The sequence below is a fragment of the Intestinibaculum porci genome (genome assembly GCF_003925875.1).
Taxonomy (GTDB): Bacteria; Bacillota_I; Bacilli_A; order Erysipelotrichales; family Coprobacillaceae; genus Intestinibaculum; species Intestinibaculum porci.
This window is the reverse complement of record NZ_AP019309.1, coordinates 106165-127213: the sequence shown is the minus strand read 5'-3', so window position 1 is coordinate 127213 and position 21049 is coordinate 106165. Positions and strand designations below refer to the sequence as shown.

Genomic DNA, 21049 nt, shown 5'->3' with positions numbered 1-21049 from the left:
TTTCAAGGACATTTTATCGTTTTTTTGTATATTTCAATTAAACGATCTAAAGAATAGGAAGCATTAGCCGGTGATGTAGATGGTAAAACTTGTGCTTCAATACCAACATTTTGCTGGTATTTATTGTAAATCCGCAGTGATGCTTTACCATTACAGTATATGCGGGTAATCTTCGTATTTTTTATTAATGACTGGATATCATTAGGAACCACATCCTTGATCGAAGCATCACTGCTTCCGGTAATACGGCAAGAATGAATGGAATCCCATAAAGCGATATGATTTTTTAGCAGCATTGCTTTCTTTTCTTCAGGTGTTTTTGGTACTTCACACTGACAAAGGGTACTCATGACTTTCCAGAAACGATTCTGCGGATGGGCATAGTAAAAGTGATCTTCCCGTGATTTAACTGATGGAAAACTGCCTAAGATGAGAATCTCACAATTCTCATCAATAATAGGATCTAAGGGATGCACCACTCTAGCGCTGACCATTTGTCATTCCTACCATCTTTAACATCCACTTTCTTGGTACAACCTTCACAGCTAAACCAAAAAGTTTCCCAGACAGAGAATTAATCACCAGATCTTTATGATTAAAGTATCCTTTAATGGCTTTTTCGGCCACCTGCTCTGGAGAAGCCGGCGGGGCAAATTTCCACATTGGTGATTCTAAAAGGTCTGCTCTTCTAAAGAAGTCTGTGTTAACAGGTCCTGGGCACAGACATGTCACCGAAACATGTGTATCTCTTAATTCATAAGCTAACGCCTGAGAGAAGGAAAGCACAAAGCTCTTAGAAGCATAATAAATATTCATATATGGGCCAGGCGCAAAAGCAGCTATTGAGGCTACATTTAAGATGCCACCACTGTTTCTTTTCTTCATATCATTGCCAAAAAGGTATGTTAATTCTACTAAGGCTAAAACATTCAAACGGATCATGTTTAACTGTTTATTTAGATTTCGATCTAAAAAAGCTCCTGAATCGCCAAAGCCGGCATTGTTAACAAGGATATCAATATCCAAATCCTTACACTCATCATAAAGCTGACGACAGGTATCCTGAGTTAAATCTTTAGCGATCACACGAATATTGACATTATATTCTTTTTGTATTTCCTGTTTAAGTTTTTCAAGCGGCTCTTTATGGCGAGCTACAATTACCAGTGAGTATCCTCTTTTAGCAAATCCGTAACAAAAGCTTTTCCCGATTCCGCTTGAAGCACCAGTTATTAATACTGTTTTCATTAGATTAATATTCCCTCCAAATGATCACATTCATGCTGTATGATTTCTGCTGTAAAACCAGTATATGTCTTGATCTTTTTCTTCCAGTTTTCATCCAAATAAGAAACTTTAACAGACTCATATCTTTTGGTTTCTTTTGATGATCCCGGATGAGAAAGGCAGCCTTCCTCCGCTACATAGGTTTTCTTTGATGTTTTGATGATTTCCGGATTAAACATCACAATCATCTGATCTTCGTCTAAAATGATGATGATTCTTTTATTGACCCCAATCATATTTGCGGCCATCCCCACACATTCGTGACGATGAGCAGCTAATGTCTCCTTTAAATCAGTGGCAATATAAAGGTCATCCTTTGTGGCAGCTTCCGCTTTTTTACTCAGAAAGAGCGGATCTCTGATAATTGACCGAATCATCTGCAATATAATACTTAAAATAATAACGTATTCTAAGGAGATCAAAAATACGCATTAACTGATAATTAAATTGAATACCATCATATTTTCCTAACACCTGCAAAACATGTTTAGCAGGTATATTCTCATAAGATGTAATCTTAGGATTTTGAGTAATAATCACAATCTGAGCACGTTTAATGTAGTCATCAATTAAACTACGATCGGCTCTTTTCATAGTTCTTCCAGTCTGGGTTAAAAAGAATACAACATCATCTTCATAGAACTCAAAGTCTTGATCACAATGATGATATTCAATGACATTCTTGCCTAAATTAATCATATCCGTCTGAAAATCTACTGCTAAGCAGCTTGGAAAATGTGATCCGACGATCACAATTCTATTAGCTTTATAAATATCATAGACGATATCATCAATTTTTTGTAAGAACTGCGCTTCATTTTCTTTAATCTTGAGATCTTTAAAGTAATCAACCAACTGTAAGCCGATCATTCTTAATTGAATTTCATTGTTTCTTAATTCCAAATCAGCCACCAGCTGGTTCTGAAAATCCTGATATTCCTTAAAGCCTAATAAATGATAGAAGCGTTCCACATCTTCTTTTTTAAATGCCCCTTCAATACAAATATCTTCTTCGCTGTAACATTTCATCTTATTGTAATGTTGCACAATAAATGCTCCAACTCGATACATATCATCTATTACGAGCGCACCATTTAGGAAACGAAGAATCCTTGATAATACGATATCCATTAATTTCACCTTCTTTTTTTCATTATATCATGACATTTAAAAAGTTGGGTTAATTTCCCAACTCATGAATTTTCTTTAATATATTTTTCGTAGTTTTCCCTATGATTTGCGATATAAGTGACCAGTTCATAATATTTCTTATCGCAAGCCTTGTTCATTGTTTTCTGACAATCTTTTAAATTTACATAATCTCTTAATTCATCAATCTCTCTTTTTACAATTTCAGTCATTGTAACAGCCTCCTGATTTATAAGAATATTGTACGAGGAGCCATTCAATTATTCAATGTGTTAAATCGTAAATTTCATTAAGGCTAAAAGGAATATAACTTGTCTTGAATCCCCTGGTATAATTTATTATTTCGCCTCATCTTCATATCTTTTAGTGAAATTTTGGCACCTAATTATTGCCTCTTTTTGACCGGAGTGGTGCTCACGAAAATACACCCGGTGCTTTTACGTGGGAATAATCAATTAGACCTAGAAGATACCTATGCCGGGTTTTAAGTACATATAATATGACTTTTAGGATTTATATAGCTTCAAGTATCCTTTTATCCATATTATATAACTCATATCCAACTCTCTCAATTATATAGATAACTGGAATCGCGCTAGTTAAATTAAAACTATGAGGTACAGCTACATGCGTACAATGATAATTTATTGTCAAATCCGCAAGTGATGTTAAAGTTGACGAAGAAAAATTCGTTAATAAAACAATTTTTGAATTATGCTCTTTTAAAGTTTTAACTTTTTTAATAACAGAAAATGTTTCTCCACTTTCTGAAATAACTATAATAAGATGCTTTGATAATCCCCTTAAAATTGGAGGATAATCAGGATCAGTTATAGCGGTAGCATAATATCCAACATTTGAAAAGAAGCGAGCACCATACTTTGCAATTTCACCACTATTTCCCACACCTAAAAACACTATATATTCGTGTGCTTGAATTAATCTTCTGAATGCATCTATTAATTGATCGAATTTAGCCATTTGAAATCTTCGTATATTTATTTCAATATCTTTTATCTCCCTATCTTTATTCATCAAATAAGGGCCTCTATATAAAATAGAAATTTCTCTTTTAAAATTTTCGAAGCTCTGCGCTCCTATTCCCTTATAAAATCTTACTATTGTAGCTGTTGATGTATGTGTTTCATCGGCAAGTTCTCTCACTCCCATAGTTTTTACTTTTTCTACATTTTTTACAACATATTTATATATTTGCTTATCGGTTTCGCTCATTACCTCAACAGCATGAAAATCTAGCATATTCCTCATCTCTTTCATTAATGTCAGAAAAGAGAACAATTCTTTATATCATAAGCTATAAGCATATCAACCAAATGTCTTTTAAAATATATCACATAATATTTTTACATCTTATTAGCAACAAATTGTTCTCTTTCATTTTTCATATAATATATTTAAAATAAATTCACTTCTTTAATCTTATATATACCCAAAGAATAAGTAAGGAAATACCAAAAACAACTTCCATGTATAAAACATCTGTATTATCTTCCGTGTTCACTTGAACCTTTGTCGAAACCGATTGGTTCTTCCGTTTTTGTGATTTTAATTTATTCCCATTGTCTTTGGTTTTACTTTTGTAATTTGAACTTTCTTTTGAATTAAATCTTTCAACCTTAGGATTACCTGTAATGTCATAACATTTGGTTCCGTCGCTATTTTTCTGAGGTATTGATACAATAAATGGTTTGATTGAATAATAACCATCTTGCGTCTTGCTTTGCCTAATAAAATATATGCCTCTATTAAGTCCATAAAATTTAACCTTTTTATTTTCAATAATGCGCTCATATCTAAAAGCTTTTTTATCTTTACTTGTAATTTTATTAATCAACTGTGAAGATTGTAAAATATAATCAATATTTTTATTCTTAAGAGTTTTTTTATATCTACCATTTAAAGTATATTTATTTTTTTTATAATAAGCGATCGGATATAAAAGTATAATCCCGTTTTCTTCATTTATATTTAACGTAATACTACATTTTTTCTTTCTAATTGTTTCTTCTGCATTTATATCGAAAAAATCAGAGAAAAACATACTAATGAGAAGCAACAAACAAATATAATTTTTTATAAGCAATCACCCCCAAAAAAAGTAAACAAATTAAAAATATTACATAAATATATATTGGTATTATCTTTAATATATTTAATGATTTATTGTTTTTTATTCTAGTATTTACTCTATGCCCCCTAATTACCAATCTTTTATTGTTAATTCCCATTGGAGTACATGTTAACAGACTGCAATAGTCTTTGTTTTTTTCAATTTTAATAACGCTAATTTGGCTTGGATTTACAATACTTATTTTATCTACTTTGTAATCAAGTGTTTTATTTAATATACGTAATTGAAAATATGAGCCTATCTTTAATTCGCAAATTTGGTCAAACATTCTAGCACTTGGTAACCCAGTATGCGCACTAATAACTGCATGCGTACTTCTGCCACCTATTGGCAAAGAACTATATTCAAGATGTCCAGCACCAATTTGTAAAACCGCATCATTACTTCCATGATATATAGGCAAATGAATTCCATAATCATTTATATCGATATATCCCATAATTCCACTATTATTTAGATTTAATTGATGATAATATATTTTTTTCCAACGATATGATTTCAAATTAAATTTATGAAGATAAAGTTCTTTATTGTATTTTTTAGCATTAAAAATTATACTTTTTTTATCTTCCTTATTGATTTTAGAAACCCCTTTATTATAGGAAGCTATCACATATGAATTACCAATTGTACTAGTAATATAGTTAAATGTTGGATAAGCAATAAATGATAGTCCTATCAAGATGAAGAAATAAAATATAATATCTCTTTTCTTTTTATTCATTTTCTTTTTTTATCTTATATAGTATACCTATAACAATCAATAAAGCACCAAAAGTTAATGATAATATAGTTCCTTTTGATCCAGTAGACGGCAACATTACACTTGATATATTTCCTACTTCAACTTTGATGATACCCTTACTTACATTTCCACTCTTTTTATTATCTCCAATAGTTATTGAAATACTTTCTAAGCCTGTAATAGGGTCTTCATTCCAATTCTGAGTATTATTTGTTTTAGCTGTAATAATAAATTTCACCGGTTCATTCAATACTTTATATCCCGTTGGAGCCTGAGTTTCTTCTAAAAAATATTTTCCATCATCCAAACCAGAGACCACAAATTTTCCATCTTCATTCGACTCAAATTCATCGCCATTTTTGCCCCAACCAATAACTTTTTCTCTATCGAGATTAGCGTATTCTCTTTCTAATCCATTCATTCTATATAATTTAAATTTAGCACCAGAAAGATGTACATTAGTTAATGCATCAATTTTTTGACCATCTAGTTCATATGTATAAACAATCACTGTATCATTTGGTGTATACCCTGTACTTTCATCATGATCTGCATTTGGATTATTTGAATACTCTAATTTTGCGGTATTTTCATTTCCTAATTGTCCTATATGAGCATTTGAATTTAGCGTTGCAGTATATTTTATTTTAATAACGGAGTCTGACTTAACTCCATCAATAGTTTTCAAATTGTCAAATCCTACTGTTAATTTATGATTATTATATGTAATCCGAGCATTATCATTGATATTTTTATTATCAATTTGAATACTAATTGAATTTTCATCATAATCAAAAGCATCTGATAATTCATCATGAAAATAGTACTTATACTTTTTATAGTCACTTAAATTAGAAGGTAACGTTCCTATCAATTCAAAAGGAACCTTTTCACCTATACAATAATCAGCAACATCATTATAACCATCATCTAATTTTTCGTCGCGTTCTACCTTTTTTATATTTTCCTTCACTTTTTTTAAAACTGTAGGTGCATTCCCTTTTAATTTTATATCAACAGCACAACAAGAAACTACTTCTACTAAATTTTTAGAAAAAACATCTCCCAGTACATCATCTCCATTATCATCTTTTTTATCAACAATCAAATAGAAACCGGTTGGTAGCTTCGAAATAATATAATTTGAATTAACAGAATTATATTCAGAATCAATATGAATATCGGTTAAATTTCTTGAAATCTCGGTGATGAATCTATCTATATCATCTGTATTCTTATTCATTAAATTTGCAAATTCAACTGCATTATATTTCTCTTTAAGCACATCATTTACACCACTTCCCCACTGGACATTCTTCAAAGTATCAGATAAATTATCACCGGTATCTTCCTTATCTCCAGAAAAAATTTGGTATGCTTCATAGATATGGCCCTTAACTGGATTTTCAATTTTAATTGATCTACCGTTACCTACAGCTTGTACAAAAGTAAGACTATTAGCTAACATCAATAACATAGACATAACAACAAACAATAATCTCTTTTTTAATTTCATATAATTTCTCCTTTTCTACTGAAATACATTTTCTTTCATCTCTTTTTTATTTCAGATTCTAAGGTTACTTTATCATTTTAAATTTGTTCACCGTTACAACTTGTAAAACAGAATTTTGAAATATTTATTTTTTACGGATTATTTAACATATTTCGAGAACCTATCAATATATGCATATATTTAAAATTATTTTCTATCAAAGAACCATTTTTAATAAAAAAGTTAATCACAAAAGACTTTTTTCTAATACAATATTTCAGGACAATAAATTGCCATTATTTAAGCTTATTTTGGGCATGTATTTATTCTTTACGAATACCAAAGGGATGACTGCGTTTGAATTATCTGATGAGCTTGATATCAACTATAAAACAGCTTGTTTATTTGCTAATAAATGCAGATACCTAATGACATTAAGCAATGCAAGATATACATTAAATAGCTTATTCTATGAGGGAGATGTATTCTCCATTGGGACACGTTCCGCTGGTCACCCAGGAAAATCTTCAGAGCAACAGGATGTCCAAATTGTGCTTTCTACAAAGGCAGAAAATCAGTATCCGGAATTTATAAAGATATTACCGATCAAAAGTGAAACCAAAGAACTTTGCAGCAGTAACTTTAGAAAAATGGCATATCTTTCAAAAGAAGCTGTGTTAAATTCTGATGGTACCAGCATCTTCAATCAATTTCAAAAAGAAATCAAAATCAAAAATGATAAGGTTATTTATACTGAAGAAAATCATCGACTTAAATACATTCATATTATCATTGGAAACGTCAAAAATAATATTGATGGTATTTACCATGGTGTAGATAAATTCGTGCTCCCACTGTATTTATGGGAACAGGAATGGCGATTTAACCACTGAAGAAGTGGCTACTCGATCATGAATAAGATCATCCAGTATATAAATGATTCAAAATCTATACTGAGAAAACAAATGCAGTATTTAAAAGCTACTTATGAGAACATGTACTGTCAGTAGAGAAAGTATTTAGTACATGGGTCAAATGGATAGTCAACTAAATTTACGTTTTATCTGATGTTTATATGGTTTTGCATGATGGGTTATTGTTTAATTATGTACTTAAAAGGGCATTTGTTTATAAAATGGTACCATAGAAAGGAACATTACATTGACAGTAATGTCACCTAACCTATGGTGCCATTTTTTGTAATGAAGGTAATAATTGTTATGTCTAAAGGAACTGTAATATCTGATGAAGCCATTAAAATACTTTCAGCCAATAAATTCGTCAAACTGGTGAGATCAAATCGTATTTCATTTACCTATGAATTCAGGATCATGATGTGGGAGAGATGGATTAAATATAAAAGCATTTCATCAATTAGAGAGGTCATGAAGGAAAATGGCATTGACTACTCTCTCTTTAACGCACAAATTATTAGTCGTATTCAAAGAAATTTTAAACGCGATGGGAAACCTACTAACGGACGTATGGGTAACTCTGCCAAACGTAATAAAACAGATAAAAACTATGATCAGTTCCTCGTCTCGACCGGAAAATTCATTCGCGCACGTCGTGGCATTTCATTTTCAAAAGACTATACTGAAAAGCTCTATAGCTTATATCCTGATCAGGCAATCGAGGATGTCCTTAAATCAGATGGCTTTGATCCAGAACGAATTGGCTATCAGCGTATTCATGCGCTAAAAAGAGTATTTGACGGGGATATTGAGCCGCATGAAAAGCAAACGTTTGATCAGAATATAATCGAAGAATATACAGACCACCCAATGGTTGAAAGGATAACTGCACATAGAATCAAACTGACGGATGTATTCTACAGCGAGGCATCAATTTTCTCTGATATGCACATTAATGATATTCTCAAAATCTTTGATATTGATTCTGCAATTCTTACTATCTCCACGAAACAGCGCATAAAAAAGCAAATTACTCAATCTGATCATACATGTTCCATTCATTTAGAGGCAGGCTCATCTGATCGATTCAAAGCCATTGCCCTAAATCTTTATGAGGCACTATACAATAAAATGGCTTGTTTTCTGAAGTCTATATCCCAATGCATATGGGATCTTAGCGCCAGCCTAAGAAGAGAAGCCTTCATAATGCTTGACTCGTTAGCGGACAGTCACATTATGCCTTTAAGCCAAATCATTAGTGAAGCAGGCCTGTCAAGATCCACCTTCTACTCTATTTTAAGAAACGATGCCTACGGCAGATATGAAGAGCTAAGGAATCAGAATGAAGAAGAAGAGGTCAGGGCCATTATTGATACAATGAATTACAAAGGCTATCCCAAAGGCAAGAGAACTATCCACATGATGATGCCTGAGATTACAGGCAAAAGCTTTTCAATTAAGAAAATAGCACGTCTGATGAGAAAGCATGGACTTAATTCAGGAGTTCGAGCTCCCCGTCAGTCCCTTAAGGCTGCTCGTGAGCATCTTGAAAAATACAAGTGCCCTAATCTTCTTAAACGAAAATTCAGACTGGCCATGCCTTTTACGCACATTCTCACTGATGTTTCCTATCTGTTTTTTGGAGCAAATGGCAGAGGCTATCTTTCAGCAGTCAAAGATGCGGTAACAGGGCGCATATTAGCTGCCGTGGTGAGCGAAAACAATGATTCGGCAATGACTATGGAGACGCTGAAGCAGCTTGAACGCTACACCTTTCGCGATAATGCCATCTTCCATAGCGACCAGGGGGCACTGTATCTCAATGAAGCATTTCAGAAAAAGGTAAAGGAGCTGGGATTCAGAGAATCAATGTCCAGAAGAGGCATCTGTGAAGACAACAGTTCACAGGAAAGCTTTTTTGGCCATTTCAAGGATGAATGTGACTATACCAGCTGCAGTTCCATTGAGGAGCTGAGGGAAATGGTGCTTTCCTATGTGGAATACTACAACAACGAGAGACCACAGTGGACAAGAAATAAAATGACACCCGTGAAATACGAATCGTATCTTGAAGCCATGCCGCCTGAGCAGTTTGATTTATACATGTCCAAGGAAACTGATAAGTATGAAAAAACGAAGGCTCTTGCAACAAAAAGAGCTAAAGCGCGTGCCAACCTGATACTGTCATGATATACTACAGACACCAATAAATACATATCAGGCGGAGGAAAGCATTATGGCAAAAAGAAATAAGCAGATTAACCTGGAAAAAGCTTTAGAAGAGGCTTCTAAAAACCAATACACTGAGAAGGTAACAGATGGCAGAATCTATTACACAAGGGAATTCTATGCCCGCATGAAACAGCTGATGGATGGCGGCATGTCACCAATTAAGGCATACAAGACACTCGGATACGATGTAAACACGTTAGGAGAAGATCGCGCCTACGCAGCTGCCGGTCGCGCTGCCAGCGGACAGGCACGCAAGCCCAAGAAGGTCAGCGGCATGGTTCCGCGTGATCAGGTTGGCAATCTTTCCGATCAGGAAATGGTTGACTATCTTAATTCACGCATTGACTATCTGGAAACAGTTGTTGGAGTCGTAAAAAAAAAGGGCTCAAAACTGCTGGTGAAGGTATCATCATCGAAGAACGAGAAATAGCGGTAGATAAATGTCTTCTCGCAGATACGTATATAAGAGATCATCCTGATGTCAAAATCAGTGAGGCCTGCAAGATATTTGAAATCACTTCAAGAAAATACAGGTGCTGGAAGAAAAAACGTGAAAATCCATCTGCCAGCCAGATTCAAAAGGCTACCGAAGATGAGATGATAAAGGATAAGATGATTGATATCGTCAAAACCTTTGGCTTCGTGCCTGGGCGAAGAACATTCTGTGCTCTTTTTACTCGCATGCATTTTAATATCAATGGTCAGCCGGTTGGTGAAAAAAAAGTAACGCGTCTGATGCAGGAATTGAATTTGTTCCCCAACCTACGCCATAAGGATGCCTACAAGGGACAGGCAACATACAACCATCCTTATTATAACGTTAACGATTACGTAAAAAGATACTTCAGACAAGACCCGCGCAAGGTTATTCTCACTGATATCACTTATATTTCCTATAACGGCAATAAAAACATCTCTTATCTATGCGTATTTAAGGACGCATTTACCAATGAAATTCTTGGATGGCATATTTCTAAAAGAATGGACGTTACCCTCGTTGAAAGAGCTTATTGCATGATGATGGATCTTCATGAAAAGGAAATTGAGAAGGCATGCAAATACATGAAGGAAAATGGAAAAAAGCCTTATGTCTATATTCATTCAGACAACGGCTCTCAATACCTTTCCACCGAATTCAGAGAAATTCTAGAAGATGACGGCTTCATTCAGTCAGTATCCAGACGCGGAAACAGCCTCGATAATGCGCCAATGGAAAGCTTTTTTGGAAGAATGAAATCTATTCTAAATGAATTAGTTGAAAAATGTCCTAACTTTGATACGGTTGAAACCATGATCAAAAACTTTATGGAACAGTATAATACAGTAATACCTCAGTATGATCTGGCAGGACAGACTCCTGAAGAATACTATCGCTATATTACTGAAGGCATTTATCAGACTGATGTTTATTTCGGCGTCTCAGCCAAAGAACTCATCACCCAGGAAGAACTGGAATCCAGACGCGAACAAGCGCGTGCTGAAAGAGCTCGACGCAGAAGCAAGCAAAACGAGTCTGGTGAATCATCTTATGAGTATAAGAGCGAACAGCATCCTTTCAAAGTGGTACAGAAGGATCAGAAGGTTATTCTAGCTCGAATCAATAAGCTACAGAGACTGATTGACGAAAATACGAAAGAAGTAGAAAAACTGGATACGCTATTGGCTGATACGAATACAGCACTCAAGTTCCTAACCAAGGCATCCGATTCAGTGATCAAGTCACTGTACTATCCTAGAAACTGGCAGAATTATCCAGAGCTATCGTATGTGAACAGAACAGGAGCAATCTATTAATAATACATCAAGTCATCCACTTCTTGTTTAAAAAATCACGTAAAGTGGTTCTTTTTGTCGTACAATAAAACTCCTGATATGGATGAATAGAAGCGAAAAAATGAGGGCAAGATTCAATTGAATCTTGCCCTCATCCTTTGTGAGCTGAAAACAAGTCGTCACTGTCAATAAATAGTCCTTGACAATGGTACCAGTTTATTATTACGCCCTTAACTGTCGCTTAAAGTAAGCATTCTTCTTATTTTAAGATTTGGTTATTTATGTAGGAATGTAAGAAGATAATGGTGTTATCAATATTTTTTTCAAAATTGAAAGCCATTGGAAAGCACATGGAAATTTCGCTTATGGCTCGACTAATCAGAGTTGATACTTCAAGGTTATTTGTCTGGCTGTATATTATTCTTTTATTTACCGCATCCCTTTATCTTATCAATACAAAAGCATCCTCTTATATTACCCTGAAAGTCATATTATATGTACTCAAAACCAGGCCTAGTTATCTTCTAGACCTAATTCCTTCAAAAACAGCTGATCTCGTGCTGTCATTTCGGTTGACCAGTGCTTTTTAGAAAATTGGCGACAGATTTCTATAATTTCACGCGTATCAAACCACTGGAGTACAAGATAGGGTGGGAGTGTTCAACAGCTAACTTTTCAGCTTCTTTTCCCTATTAATGTTTGTTTTACTATCATGCTTGGGATCTCCATTTTCCACGCCTAGTCTTTCTTCTGGCGAAACTTTTGATTATTGTATTCATAATAGCATAGTGCAACGAACTGGACAAACATGCGTCCCTTAATGCATCGGTATCCCATACTATTGTTCTCATTCCGTCAGCTCATTCTTTTCCAAATTAAAAGAATGACTCGATCGTTTCTCTTTTTCTGTATGCCTGCAGACATTTAAAGTGATCTTTCTCACAGTTCGTTACTAGGGCAAAGTATCCATAGTACTTCTTGGCTTCTCTGACTACTTCTTTATTAAAGAGATACGACAATTTTCCCCTCTTTTTTGTGATTCTAAAGTATTTCTCGATTTTTTCCGGGCATTAACGCTTAATTCATCTGCTTTTCTTCCACTTTCAAGCTCTTTTTTGATTTCAAGAAAGCGATTATCAAATGAAGCTGTAAGGTTGTTTCACTTGGTCGCACTAAAGTAGATATGAACATACACCTTTCTGGTGAACTCCATTTCATCATCTTTACTAAGGCCTTTCTTTTTGACCACATACTTGCGCGTATATTTGAAGATATATCTAACCTTTGAGAAAGCCGCGCGTGTCAGCAGTTCTGACAGACATGATGGTTTTGCTAAGGATGCCGGATACGGTTTTCTTAAGAACGAACACTTTATCTGGCATACATTCATTAAATACATAGCTTTAAAGTGTATTGAACTCTGCAATGCAATAAGGCTCTGAAAAAAAAACAATATGATTTCACGTATCTATGATCATATTTCTCATACATCTTATAATGGCTATCTTCTGCTTACATGAGCTAGAGCAATAGTAATTCCTTTGTTCCTCTAGGTTTCGCTTTCACGGCTTCAAAATATCTAATTCAGGATAACTCTGATGGTATTGATAAACGAACAATTGGCAATAAACTCAAAATGGAAACCTTTATGATCAAGCTAGTTTATGAAATGGTTAAGTGAATTCATAACTTAGGCGTTGAATTTGATTATGTTCTGATGGATTCATGGTATTCTTTTCCTGTGGCTTTTGATGAAATCAAGACCATCATCGTTGACCTCATCGGTAAGGTGAAACGATCAAGCAAGATCGCTTTTATCTTCAACGGAAAGAAAATCAATATTCTAAGTCTTTATAAAATAGCTATGAAGTAGAAATACAGAAGATCTATAGCTGATGTGGGTTTTACTGGTATTTTAAGTATAATTACGGTTCAGACAGAAAGCGGAACAAGGCTAAAACTAGTGTTTGCTATAAACAGAAATCATCCTGATAAGCACATTGTTATCGCTAGCAGTACTACATCTCTGAGTGCTGATGAAATTATTAAAATCTATTCAAAACTCTGGCAGACAGAATGCTTTTACAAAATTGCTAAAGAATTCTCTCTTGTTAAAGAATTTCACTGTAACTCTATGGAAGCATTAGTATCTCATACCTCGATTATTTTCACGGCTATATAACACTAGAATAGGCTTTGAGAAAAGAAAATGATCCACATACTATTGGTATCTCTTCTATATAATGCTTGATGAAACTAGAGATAAGAAGCAATAATATTTTCAACATCTTTTTTAGACTGCCTTAATAGCACTATAAAGAAGTATAAGGCTGATGCACCGCTCATTATCACAGAAGCATTGGATGCAATGATGAAATTAGCTCCTGAATAGTTTAGAAAGTTAATTTCACCAATATAGTCAAATTGAATTTTAGCAACTAATTTTCCTTATAGCAAAAGGATTTATTAAGGTTTTTGAAGTGCGAAAACTAAGTAATTAAATCAATTGGCGAAATTATCCCTCTTTCAAAAAATTCCAACCCACATGATGAGAAAAGCCGTGAGATCCGCAAAAGAGAATGATTTTAATCCATGCATTCCATTAGGAATGCGACGATATGTAGAATACTTTCTACCTTTTTTACCACCTGATTTCAATCCACGCATTCCATTAGGAATGCGACCCAATATGCTGAGCATTTACGCATGCCTCACTATTTGATTTCAATCCACGCATTCCATTAGGAATGCGACCCAAAGCCTTTGCTGATCTCGCTAAGATGTGGGAATTTCAATCCACGCATTCCATTAGGAATGCGACTTGGAACATGGCCAAAAACGAAAACGGACACGCTATTTCAATCCACGCATTCCATTAGGAATGCGACAGCACGTGCTCGAGATCATAAATCAAAAATCCAGATTTCAATCCACGCATTCCATTAGGAATGCGACCAAAGAAGACATTGCAAATACTAAAGGCAGACGCATTTCAATCCACGCATTCCATTAGGAATGCGACTATGAGCTTTGCAAGACACGATATCCGGTAAAGTATTTCAATCCACGCATTCCATTAGGAATGCGACTCTCCACATGTGAGCGGTACGCACTTAATGCCGGATTTCAATCCACGCATTCCATTAGGAATGCGACGCGTAAAGCTTAATGGGATTACAAAACATTATGGCATTTCAATCCACGCATTCCATTAGGAATGCGACAATATTTCCTTAAAAGTATAAAAAACTGTATTTCTTATTTCAATCCACGCATTCCATTAGGAATGCGACGCAAAACAGCTTTCAATTAAATATAAATTGTAGGTATTTCAATCCACGCATTCCATTAGGAATGCGACATAGATGCGATGATCTCGCTTTTCGTGGTCTTGTTAATTTCAATCCACGCATTCCATTAGGAATGCGACGCCTTCACAGGCGCTTATATTATGATAAAAAAGGAGATTTCAATCCACGCATTCCATTAGGAATGCGACTGTATTTTTTATGTTTTTACATATTTTACAAGGAAATAATTTTGGAAAATTAGACATAGTCTTCTTCTGTTTTGATCTTTACAAATATATTTTACTATATAAACAATTTAATTGTGCGAACCTTATAAGAGTTTTATGTTAGCTTTACCTTCGCACAGTTATTTCTGTAAATATTAATACTGTATCATAGTTATCTTTACTAATTTCAAGAATCTAAATACAGTATATAATTAAAATGTTTTATGATTGATTTTAATGATTATCCATCTAATCTATTTAGTAAATACATTTATCACTTAAACTTGAACATTTATGCGAAAGTTATAAATGATATACCTACTTGTCATCAATTTTTAATGGAAATGGTTCTTTTCAATCAAATCACTGATATTATTTAGCACAATTTAATTATTCACCATTTAAAATGAAGATTGGGTCTTTTATCGAAATCCTTATAAGCTTCATTTTCATCGACTGGCAGAAGTGTTTTGCAAATATCCCTTACCAGCGACTTAGCCTTCCCGGGTATATAATGGTTAAACGAGTATACATCTTTGTCTTTAGACTTTTTAAATGTATATCCTAAATAATTGGCTAATACAAACAGGTCGAGCTAACCCTGCAAATGTCGAGTTGATACACCTCTGTATCTCTTTAGAAATATATCTAATTGAGAATGTGACCCATTGACTTCAGATAAGTTAAAATCATGTTCATTAGTGAACTTTGAGGATTTTACTATCTCTATATTCAGATTGTTATTCTTAGCATATGTTTCAAAGGCAAATTTACCATCAGTAACAAGTAATGATCCAGGAGCGATTCGGCCATCAAATACATGCATCATTTCATTTGTTTCTTCACCAAGCCCTGTTATTTCCATGGAGATATGGTCATCGGAATCAATTGCAGTCATGATACACACCTTACGAGCTAAAGGCGTCTTGCTTCTTGAACTTCGCTTTTTAGAAAGTCTAGGCATATTTTCAGGTTTTGTTCCCTTGAAATTCATTGGAACAAACTTGCCATCAATCTGAATTTGTCCACTTAAAATGGTGGAGTCTCTAATATGAGCAATAGCCTTAAACAGCTTATGTCGCATATTGAATGCTGTTGTTTGTGATACATGGATTTCATCAGCTATATTGACAAGTGTCATTCCCTTTATTGTGTAATGAATAAATGAGATCCAGGTTTTATAAACAGATTTTGATGAATCAACAGCGGTATTTGTAGAATACGTGAAGTATTTCTCACAATTTTTACAGTAGAAGGTCTGCTTGCCCAATCTTTTACCGTTTCTTATAACGTTATTGCTATGACAAAATGGACATGATGGTTTTCCAAAAGCCTCCTTATGGAGCATGATATCATTAGATAGAGTTGATTTTTCTTTAGCCTCAAGTTCATCTAACAAAATGTAAGCTCCATCCAGGTAAAGATTTTCAATTATTTTCTTGATAACATTTAAGTCAAGCATCTTCTCCTGTTCAGCAAACCGTCTGCTATTTAAATTGGTTTGGCAAGTAGATTATATCAAGAACCAAAAGGCTTGTGAACTAAATACCGGCAAAAGATCAAATGTTAGTATTATCTAATTAACTGTCCGCAATCAAATCAATAATTTGATTGAAAAGAACCATGAAAATTAAAAAATTCTTCTATACTAAATGAATTTATTAATATTTAAAATTAGGTGTGTCTAATGGATAACTTAATTGATTTTTGATATTTAAAGCTAACATGCAATTATAGTATCTACATAAGTTTTAATCTATATACGTTGTAAATTCATCAATATTAACTCTCTTGGTATGCATTAGACTAGCTTTACAATCAACATCTTTATATCCTGTTGGAAATAAAGCGATTAAATTATATTCTGACATTTGAGGAAATAATTTCTTCATTTTAGGTGCATCGAATGCTGCTACCCATGTTGTTCCTAAACCCTGATTTTCGATTTCTAACATCATATGTGTACCAACGATCGCTGTATCTACATCGCTAAAATTTTGATTATCATATTTTCTAACCCATGCTTGATCTGATTTAGATCCTAGCACAAAAATGACAGGAGCACCAAATGTAAATTTCGTCGTCTGAGATACTTTATCTAAGCTATCTTGCGAGCTAATAACCCAAATGTGAAAAGGCTGTTTATTAACAGCAGTTGGTGCAACTTTTGCAGCATGCAATATAGCTTCAATTTGATCTTTTGAAATCTTCTGACTCTTAAACTTTCTTGATGAATATCTTTCGTTTATTACTTTTTCAAATTCCATTTTTCTTTTCTCCTTTTTTTATGACTTTGAATAACTTTTGTGGTATTGCCATTGCAAAAATAATGCCAAAACATATTGCTAATACCGTTTTAGCAGTGTCCTGAGCAAAACGCCCAGATTGATGCATATTATTCATAAAAAAATAATATGCTGTATAATAAATTCCTGCACCTGGAACAATTGGTATGATGCCGGGAAACAGATATAGTGTTACTGGAGCCTGATTAAACACTGCAAAAATTCTCGCTATGATACTTAATGAAAATGCTGATGCAAAATTACATAAAATTGTATTAGCTCCAAAATCTTTAAAAATCAAATATACGATCCATCCTAAAGCACCTGTTATACTACAATACAACAAGTGTCGTTTAGGTGTACTATATAAGATTGCAAAACTTACTGTCGCTAACATTGACGCTATAAATTGAGCTACCATATACCAAAACCTTTCATCATAGCTATTAAACTAACTAATGTTCCAACACCTACAGCTATACACAATCCCGTTATGAATGCATCCAACATATGTATTGCGCCAGACAAATAATCACCATGAAATAGATCCCGGACACCCGTCGTCAATGCTACGCCTGGAACTAATGGCATTAACGTCCCAATTATTATTGCATTATAATTAAGAATCGGAAATAACTTTGCTGCAATCATTGCAACACCACTAACAATAAACGCTCCAAAAATATTCCTAATAAATTTTGAACCTTTTACTTTATATAAAAAGTATCCTAATATAAAGCCATTAATGAACGATATTAAGCAATCGTACAACGAACCTTTAAACATATATGTAAACGCACTAGCACCAATGCCACAAAATAATAATAAATACTTGTATTTCGTTCTTGGTATTTTTTCAATTTGCGCAAACCGTTCCTTTGCTTCTTCAAAATCACAATCATGATTATAAATATCTCTTGATAACTGATTAATTGCACTAATTTTCCCAGAGTGCATCTCCGCTTTAGTAATATTTCTGATTACTGAACAAGCATCTTCTCTATTTTCATGTGCACTTGCAAAAATACCATTTGATACAACATAAACATCAAATTCTTCAACTGCTAATCCATTTAAAATATGCACAATTGTCTCTTTTACACGATATATTTCTGCTCCACTACTAAGCATAAGAGATCCTACATTTACTGTGAATGTAAGTATTTCTTTTGTATTCATTGCAATCACCACTTATTATTTTATATGAAACCAAGCACCTATACAACATTGATATGATGTACTGATGTACAATATCCGAACAATATCTGATACTTAATTTTAAATTGTACTCTAATAGTCTTAAAGTCAAAAAAAGCAAGAGAAATCATCTCTCGCTTTACCGCATTTGTGTGGCCGCCCACAATGCAAATGCATCTTGTGTGGATTTTCTATAATTTCGACTAACAGGCACAATTTGTCCATTATCCAAAATTATCTCATTTTTTAATAACTCTTTGATCATTGGAATGTAAACTATATAACTATTGTGACATCTTAAGAAATATAAACGAGGAAGGCGTTCCATAATATCTGAAATTTTTTCTTGAACCTCATAAATTTCCTTTTGTGTATGTATATAGGTTATGCGATCCTTACGTTCGATATAAATAATATCATTTTGCATCAATGATAAGAATTCCTCTCCTTTATTAGTAAAAATTAGCTTTTGAGGATGTTGAGAAAGATCGCTCAATTGAAAAAGTAAATTCCGCTTAAATTTAAATTCCGGTTTTGTGTAGTTTTGTCTTACAAATGCCTTTATTAAAGGAATTCGTTAGCGCTTATTAGAAATTCAGAGGTCAAAACATGTCTGATTTTACTAAATTGATTGCTAATAATGAAAAAAGATTGTAGCGAAAAATGTGGAACTTCGCACCTCACATTTCTGTGAAGGACTTATTTCCACATTTTTTTGATTACTTTTTCTTTAAAACTGAAGGCTTTAACTCCACCTTGTCTTTATCGATTTGGCTATAGCCTTTGCACTTTAGAGCCTCATAGATCTCCGGCATCATGAAAGCCGTGTTTTCATAGAGACTTCTGCCGCCATAGAGCTTGCGGGAGTAGGAGTTGATATTATTAACGGCTCTGTTAAGGGCCTCCTGACTTACAAGCCCAAGCTTGCGGAGATTCTTTTTCTTAGGGCAGATATATCTTAAAACAAGATGCTCGTTCTCAAGTGATCCCTTCTGATTTGAATGCATCGCATCACAGTAGAAGATTCGGCATGTTCCTGACTCTCTGTCTTCGAATTCATCGGCCAGCGAGAATTCACTGCCTCTGTCAGTCAGGATAGACCCTATATTATTAATAAATACATCCGGGCCAAGCAGCTTTTCAATATAGTCAAGGCCATTCACCATCTCCTCAGCTGTTTTTTCATCATGATAGACGGCAAGAAATACACCGCCTGGCATGATCTTAAAAGTCTGAATAAACGGGCCGTTAGAAACATCATTATAAACGGTATCCATAAGGATATAGCCGACAGGATGATCAATTGCCTGCTCGCTATCAGGCCGTTCTGCACCATCATAGAGCTTAACGCTATGATTGATGCTGTACTGTGCGGCCACAAGGGGTTGTATTCAAGAAAGTCCTTGAATGTTCTTCCGGTTAAATAGCCGCTGTCCTTGCGCTTTCTGTACTGGTTAGCGCGTACCTTAGGCATCTTTCTTCTCTTTACCTGGTTTCTGAGCGCCAGGCTATTGATTCCAAACTGTTCAAATGCACCCTGCTCAATATAGTTGTACAGGCACTTTTCGGAAATTTTGAGCTCAGGATGCTCGTTAAGAATTGCATACGGTGACTTGCCCTGTTCAAGCTCAGGCTTGATGATATCAGCCATCCACTGAGCCTCTGAATAGGTGAGGTTGAAGCCCATTCTCGAATCCCTAAGCATATATTCGTATGCTCTTTGGGCCACATCTGCTCTGTAGTAGTATTTTGAGAATCTGCAGCTGGGGGCTTTGGTGCAGCCGTTGCAGACGCCCGGTGATCTGTCCCTTTGATTGCATTTAAACAGGGTGTAGTCAGTGCATTCCATGAACACCTCATGGCTGGTTCTGCACTCCCGTCCTCTTGTGCACTTTTTGTAGTTGGCGCAGTCAAAGGGTGCCTTGCTTGGCGATCCTGAAGGAGTTCTGTGATTCCGAATTTCCTTAGCGACGGTAGTTGGATCTTTATGAATGGTCTTGGCAATTTGGGCCTTATTAAGGCCGCTCTTGAGACCTGCTTCAATCTTTTCTCGAAGCTCATAAGTTATGTGCTTCTGATATCCTATGGGCTTTTTAGCGGCTCTTTCCATTCTTATCACCTTCCTGCATTACTGTTTGGTAGCAGTAATCAATTAATGTGTAGGGATAGAGTCTTCTCATTAATGCGTCCTCTTCGACTTCTGAAAGCTTTCTGCAACGTTTTTTGCCTTTCGAAGGGCGCATAGTCCCATTGATTTCTCGGCTATTGTTCTTAATAGCCGCCTTCTTTGTGATATTTGACAT

Annotated in this window: 23 protein-coding genes and 1 CRISPR repeat array; of the genes, 5 read left to right on the top strand and 18 right to left on the bottom strand. The window is 34.5% G+C overall.

Features of this window, described 5'->3' with window-relative positions:
* Positions 1-2: 2 nt before the first annotated feature.
* The 9 genes from SG0102_RS00625 to SG0102_RS00585 all read right to left on the bottom strand — a co-directional run bounded on the left by SG0102_RS00625 (position 3) and on the right by SG0102_RS00585 (position 6849).
* Positions 3-494, bottom strand: coding sequence for a DNA-deoxyinosine glycosylase (locus SG0102_RS00625; protein WP_125118158.1), 492 nt, complete (start codon positions 492-494; stop codon positions 3-5).
* A complete protein-coding gene (locus SG0102_RS00620) occupies positions 481-1248 on the bottom strand; it encodes an SDR family NAD(P)-dependent oxidoreductase (protein WP_125118157.1) in 768 nt (255 codons plus the stop codon). The genes SG0102_RS00625 and SG0102_RS00620 overlap by 14 nt, the downstream gene beginning before the upstream one ends.
* The gene (locus tag SG0102_RS00615) at positions 1248-1664 is read right to left on the bottom strand and encodes a peptide deformylase (RefSeq protein ID WP_125118156.1); all 417 of its coding nucleotides are present in this window, start codon (positions 1662-1664) and stop codon (positions 1248-1250) included. The genes SG0102_RS00620 and SG0102_RS00615 overlap by 1 nt, the downstream gene beginning before the upstream one ends.
* Complete coding sequence (locus SG0102_RS00610) at positions 1624-2334, bottom strand: MurR/RpiR family transcriptional regulator (protein ID WP_148668819.1); 711 nt, start codon at positions 2332-2334, stop codon at positions 1624-1626. Before SG0102_RS00610 ends, SG0102_RS00615 begins: the two co-directional genes overlap by 41 nt.
* 146 nt (positions 2335-2480) lie before the next feature.
* Positions 2481-2648 carry a DUF5049 domain-containing protein gene (locus SG0102_RS00605; protein ID WP_125118154.1) on the bottom strand — a complete coding sequence of 56 codons (168 nt, stop codon included), beginning with the start codon at positions 2646-2648 and terminating at the stop codon, positions 2481-2483.
* A gap of 301 nt (positions 2649-2949) precedes the next feature.
* Positions 2950-3696: a MurR/RpiR family transcriptional regulator gene (locus tag SG0102_RS00600; RefSeq protein ID WP_162300167.1), complete on the bottom strand. Its 747-nt coding sequence runs from the start codon at positions 3694-3696 to the stop codon at positions 2950-2952.
* Between the two features lie 166 nt (positions 3697-3862).
* On the bottom strand, positions 3863-4498 hold the full coding sequence (locus SG0102_RS00595; protein WP_125118152.1) for a hypothetical protein: 636 nt from the start codon (positions 4496-4498) through the stop codon (positions 3863-3865).
* A gap of 1 nt (position 4499) precedes the next feature.
* Entirely contained in the window at positions 4500-5312 is an 813-nt protein-coding gene (locus SG0102_RS00590) for a class C sortase (protein ID WP_125118151.1), read from the bottom strand.
* Positions 5305-6849: an isopeptide-forming domain-containing fimbrial protein gene (locus SG0102_RS00585; RefSeq protein WP_125118150.1), complete on the bottom strand. Its 1545-nt coding sequence runs from the start codon at positions 6847-6849 to the stop codon at positions 5305-5307. The genes SG0102_RS00590 and SG0102_RS00585 overlap by 8 nt, the downstream gene beginning before the upstream one ends.
* Before the next feature lie 170 nt (positions 6850-7019).
* Between SG0102_RS00585 and SG0102_RS00580 the strand changes: the two genes are divergently transcribed.
* The 4 genes from SG0102_RS00580 to SG0102_RS00565 all read left to right on the top strand — a co-directional run bounded on the left by SG0102_RS00580 (position 7020) and on the right by SG0102_RS00565 (position 11768).
* Entirely contained in the window at positions 7020-7721 is a 702-nt protein-coding gene (locus SG0102_RS00580; protein WP_148668818.1) for an IS1595 family transposase, read from the top strand.
* Between the two features lie 309 nt (positions 7722-8030).
* Positions 8031-9932, top strand: coding sequence for an IS3 family transposase (locus SG0102_RS00575; RefSeq protein WP_157982937.1), 1902 nt, complete (start codon positions 8031-8033; stop codon positions 9930-9932).
* A 46-nt stretch (positions 9933-9978) separates the two neighbouring features.
* Positions 9979-10404 carry a hypothetical protein gene (locus SG0102_RS00570; RefSeq protein ID WP_125118147.1) on the top strand — a complete coding sequence of 142 codons (426 nt, stop codon included), beginning with the start codon at positions 9979-9981 and terminating at the stop codon, positions 10402-10404.
* Complete coding sequence (locus SG0102_RS00565; protein WP_125118146.1) at positions 10380-11768, top strand: IS3 family transposase; 1389 nt, start codon at positions 10380-10382, stop codon at positions 11766-11768. The genes SG0102_RS00570 and SG0102_RS00565 overlap by 25 nt, the downstream gene beginning before the upstream one ends.
* Before the next feature lie 854 nt (positions 11769-12622).
* On the opposite strand, the gene SG0102_RS15335 is transcribed toward SG0102_RS00565, so the two are convergent.
* On the bottom strand, positions 12623-12766 hold the full coding sequence (locus SG0102_RS15335; protein WP_157982936.1) for a hypothetical protein: 144 nt from the start codon (positions 12764-12766) through the stop codon (positions 12623-12625).
* 698 nt (positions 12767-13464) lie between these two features.
* Between SG0102_RS15335 and SG0102_RS15330 the strand changes: the two genes are divergently transcribed.
* Positions 13465-13620: a hypothetical protein gene (locus SG0102_RS15330; RefSeq protein WP_157982935.1), complete on the top strand. Its 156-nt coding sequence runs from the start codon at positions 13465-13467 to the stop codon at positions 13618-13620.
* 709 nt (positions 13621-14329) lie between these two features.
* A CRISPR array of direct repeats spans positions 14330-15246; the repeat unit is 33 nt; unit sequence ATTTCAATCCACGCATTCCATTAGGAATGCGAC.
* 613 nt (positions 15247-15859) lie between these two features.
* Here SG0102_RS15330 and SG0102_RS00560 read toward each other — a convergent pair.
* From SG0102_RS00560 to SG0102_RS00525, 8 genes are all read right to left on the bottom strand, one after another.
* Complete coding sequence (locus tag SG0102_RS00560; protein ID WP_125118145.1) at positions 15860-16726, bottom strand: IS1595 family transposase; 867 nt, start codon at positions 16724-16726, stop codon at positions 15860-15862.
* Between the two features lie 289 nt (positions 16727-17015).
* Positions 17016-17531, bottom strand: a complete 516-nt coding sequence (locus SG0102_RS00555) for a nitroreductase family protein (RefSeq protein WP_125118144.1) — start codon at positions 17529-17531, stop codon at positions 17016-17018.
* Positions 17521-17970 (bottom strand): threonine/serine exporter family protein, encoded by a 450-nt coding sequence (locus SG0102_RS00550; protein WP_125118143.1) that lies wholly within the window; start codon positions 17968-17970, stop codon positions 17521-17523. The genes SG0102_RS00555 and SG0102_RS00550 overlap by 11 nt, the downstream gene beginning before the upstream one ends.
* Positions 17964-18728 carry a threonine/serine exporter family protein gene (locus SG0102_RS00545; protein WP_125118142.1) on the bottom strand — a complete coding sequence of 255 codons (765 nt, stop codon included), beginning with the start codon at positions 18726-18728 and terminating at the stop codon, positions 17964-17966. Before SG0102_RS00545 ends, SG0102_RS00550 begins: the two co-directional genes overlap by 7 nt.
* A 157-nt stretch (positions 18729-18885) precedes the next feature.
* Positions 18886-19173 (bottom strand): LytTR family DNA-binding domain-containing protein, encoded by a 288-nt coding sequence (locus SG0102_RS00540; protein ID WP_125118141.1) that lies wholly within the window; start codon positions 19171-19173, stop codon positions 18886-18888.
* Positions 19174-19465: 292 nt separating this feature from the next.
* Positions 19466-19966 (bottom strand): transposase, encoded by a 501-nt coding sequence (locus SG0102_RS00535; protein ID WP_148668817.1) that lies wholly within the window; start codon positions 19964-19966, stop codon positions 19466-19468.
* The gene (locus SG0102_RS00530; RefSeq protein WP_125118139.1) at positions 19906-20856 is read right to left on the bottom strand and encodes a helix-turn-helix domain-containing protein; all 951 of its coding nucleotides are present in this window, start codon (positions 20854-20856) and stop codon (positions 19906-19908) included. The genes SG0102_RS00535 and SG0102_RS00530 overlap by 61 nt, the downstream gene beginning before the upstream one ends.
* Positions 20840-21049, bottom strand: coding sequence for a hypothetical protein (locus SG0102_RS00525; RefSeq protein ID WP_125118138.1), 210 nt, complete (start codon positions 21047-21049; stop codon positions 20840-20842). The genes SG0102_RS00530 and SG0102_RS00525 overlap by 17 nt, the downstream gene beginning before the upstream one ends.

Bases quoted from the DNA above. Each gene is read 5' to 3' on its own strand.
- SG0102_RS00530 (WP_125118139.1), bottom strand. From the start codon at position 20,856: ATGGAAAGAGCCGCTAAAAAGCCCATAGGATATCAGAAGCACATAACT.
- SG0102_RS00615 (WP_125118156.1), bottom strand. From the start codon at position 1,664: ATGATTCGGTCAATTATCAGAGATCCGCTCTTTCTGAGTAAAAAAGCG.
- SG0102_RS00550 (WP_125118143.1), bottom strand. From the start codon at position 17,970: ATGGTAGCTCAATTTATAGCGTCAATGTTAGCGACAGTAAGTTTTGCA.
- SG0102_RS15330 (WP_157982935.1), top strand. From the start codon at position 13,465: ATGGATTCATGGTATTCTTTTCCTGTGGCTTTTGATGAAATCAAGACC.
- SG0102_RS00595 (WP_125118152.1), bottom strand. From the start codon at position 4,498: ATGTTTTTCTCTGATTTTTTCGATATAAATGCAGAAGAAACAATTAGA.
- SG0102_RS00535 (WP_148668817.1), bottom strand. From the start codon at position 19,966: ATGCCAGGCGGTGTATTTCTTGCCGTCTATCATGATGAAAAAACAGCT.
- SG0102_RS00560 (WP_125118145.1), bottom strand. From the start codon at position 16,726: ATGCTTGACTTAAATGTTATCAAGAAAATAATTGAAAATCTTTACCTG.
- SG0102_RS00600 (WP_162300167.1), bottom strand. From the start codon at position 3,696: ATGCTAGATTTTCATGCTGTTGAGGTAATGAGCGAAACCGATAAGCAA.
- SG0102_RS00625 (WP_125118158.1), bottom strand. From the start codon at position 494: ATGGTCAGCGCTAGAGTGGTGCATCCCTTAGATCCTATTATTGATGAG.
- SG0102_RS00525 (WP_125118138.1), bottom strand. From the start codon at position 21,049: ATGTCAAATATCACAAAGAAGGCGGCTATTAAGAACAATAGCCGAGAA.
- SG0102_RS00555 (WP_125118144.1), bottom strand. From the start codon at position 17,531: ATGGAATTTGAAAAAGTAATAAACGAAAGATATTCATCAAGAAAGTTT.
- SG0102_RS00540 (WP_125118141.1), bottom strand. From the start codon at position 19,173: ATGCAAAATGATATTATTTATATCGAACGTAAGGATCGCATAACCTAT.
- SG0102_RS00620 (WP_125118157.1), bottom strand. From the start codon at position 1,248: ATGAAAACAGTATTAATAACTGGTGCTTCAAGCGGAATCGGGAAAAGC.
- SG0102_RS00570 (WP_125118147.1), top strand. From the start codon at position 9,979: ATGGCAAAAAGAAATAAGCAGATTAACCTGGAAAAAGCTTTAGAAGAG.
- SG0102_RS00585 (WP_125118150.1), bottom strand. From the start codon at position 6,849: ATGAAATTAAAAAAGAGATTATTGTTTGTTGTTATGTCTATGTTATTG.
- SG0102_RS00605 (WP_125118154.1), bottom strand. From the start codon at position 2,648: ATGACTGAAATTGTAAAAAGAGAGATTGATGAATTAAGAGATTATGTA.
- SG0102_RS00580 (WP_148668818.1), top strand. From the start codon at position 7,020: ATGCATATATTTAAAATTATTTTCTATCAAAGAACCATTTTTAATAAA.
- SG0102_RS00545 (WP_125118142.1), bottom strand. From the start codon at position 18,728: ATGAATACAAAAGAAATACTTACATTCACAGTAAATGTAGGATCTCTT.
- SG0102_RS00575 (WP_157982937.1), top strand. From the start codon at position 8,031: ATGAAGGTAATAATTGTTATGTCTAAAGGAACTGTAATATCTGATGAA.
- SG0102_RS00590 (WP_125118151.1), bottom strand. From the start codon at position 5,312: ATGAATAAAAAGAAAAGAGATATTATATTTTATTTCTTCATCTTGATA.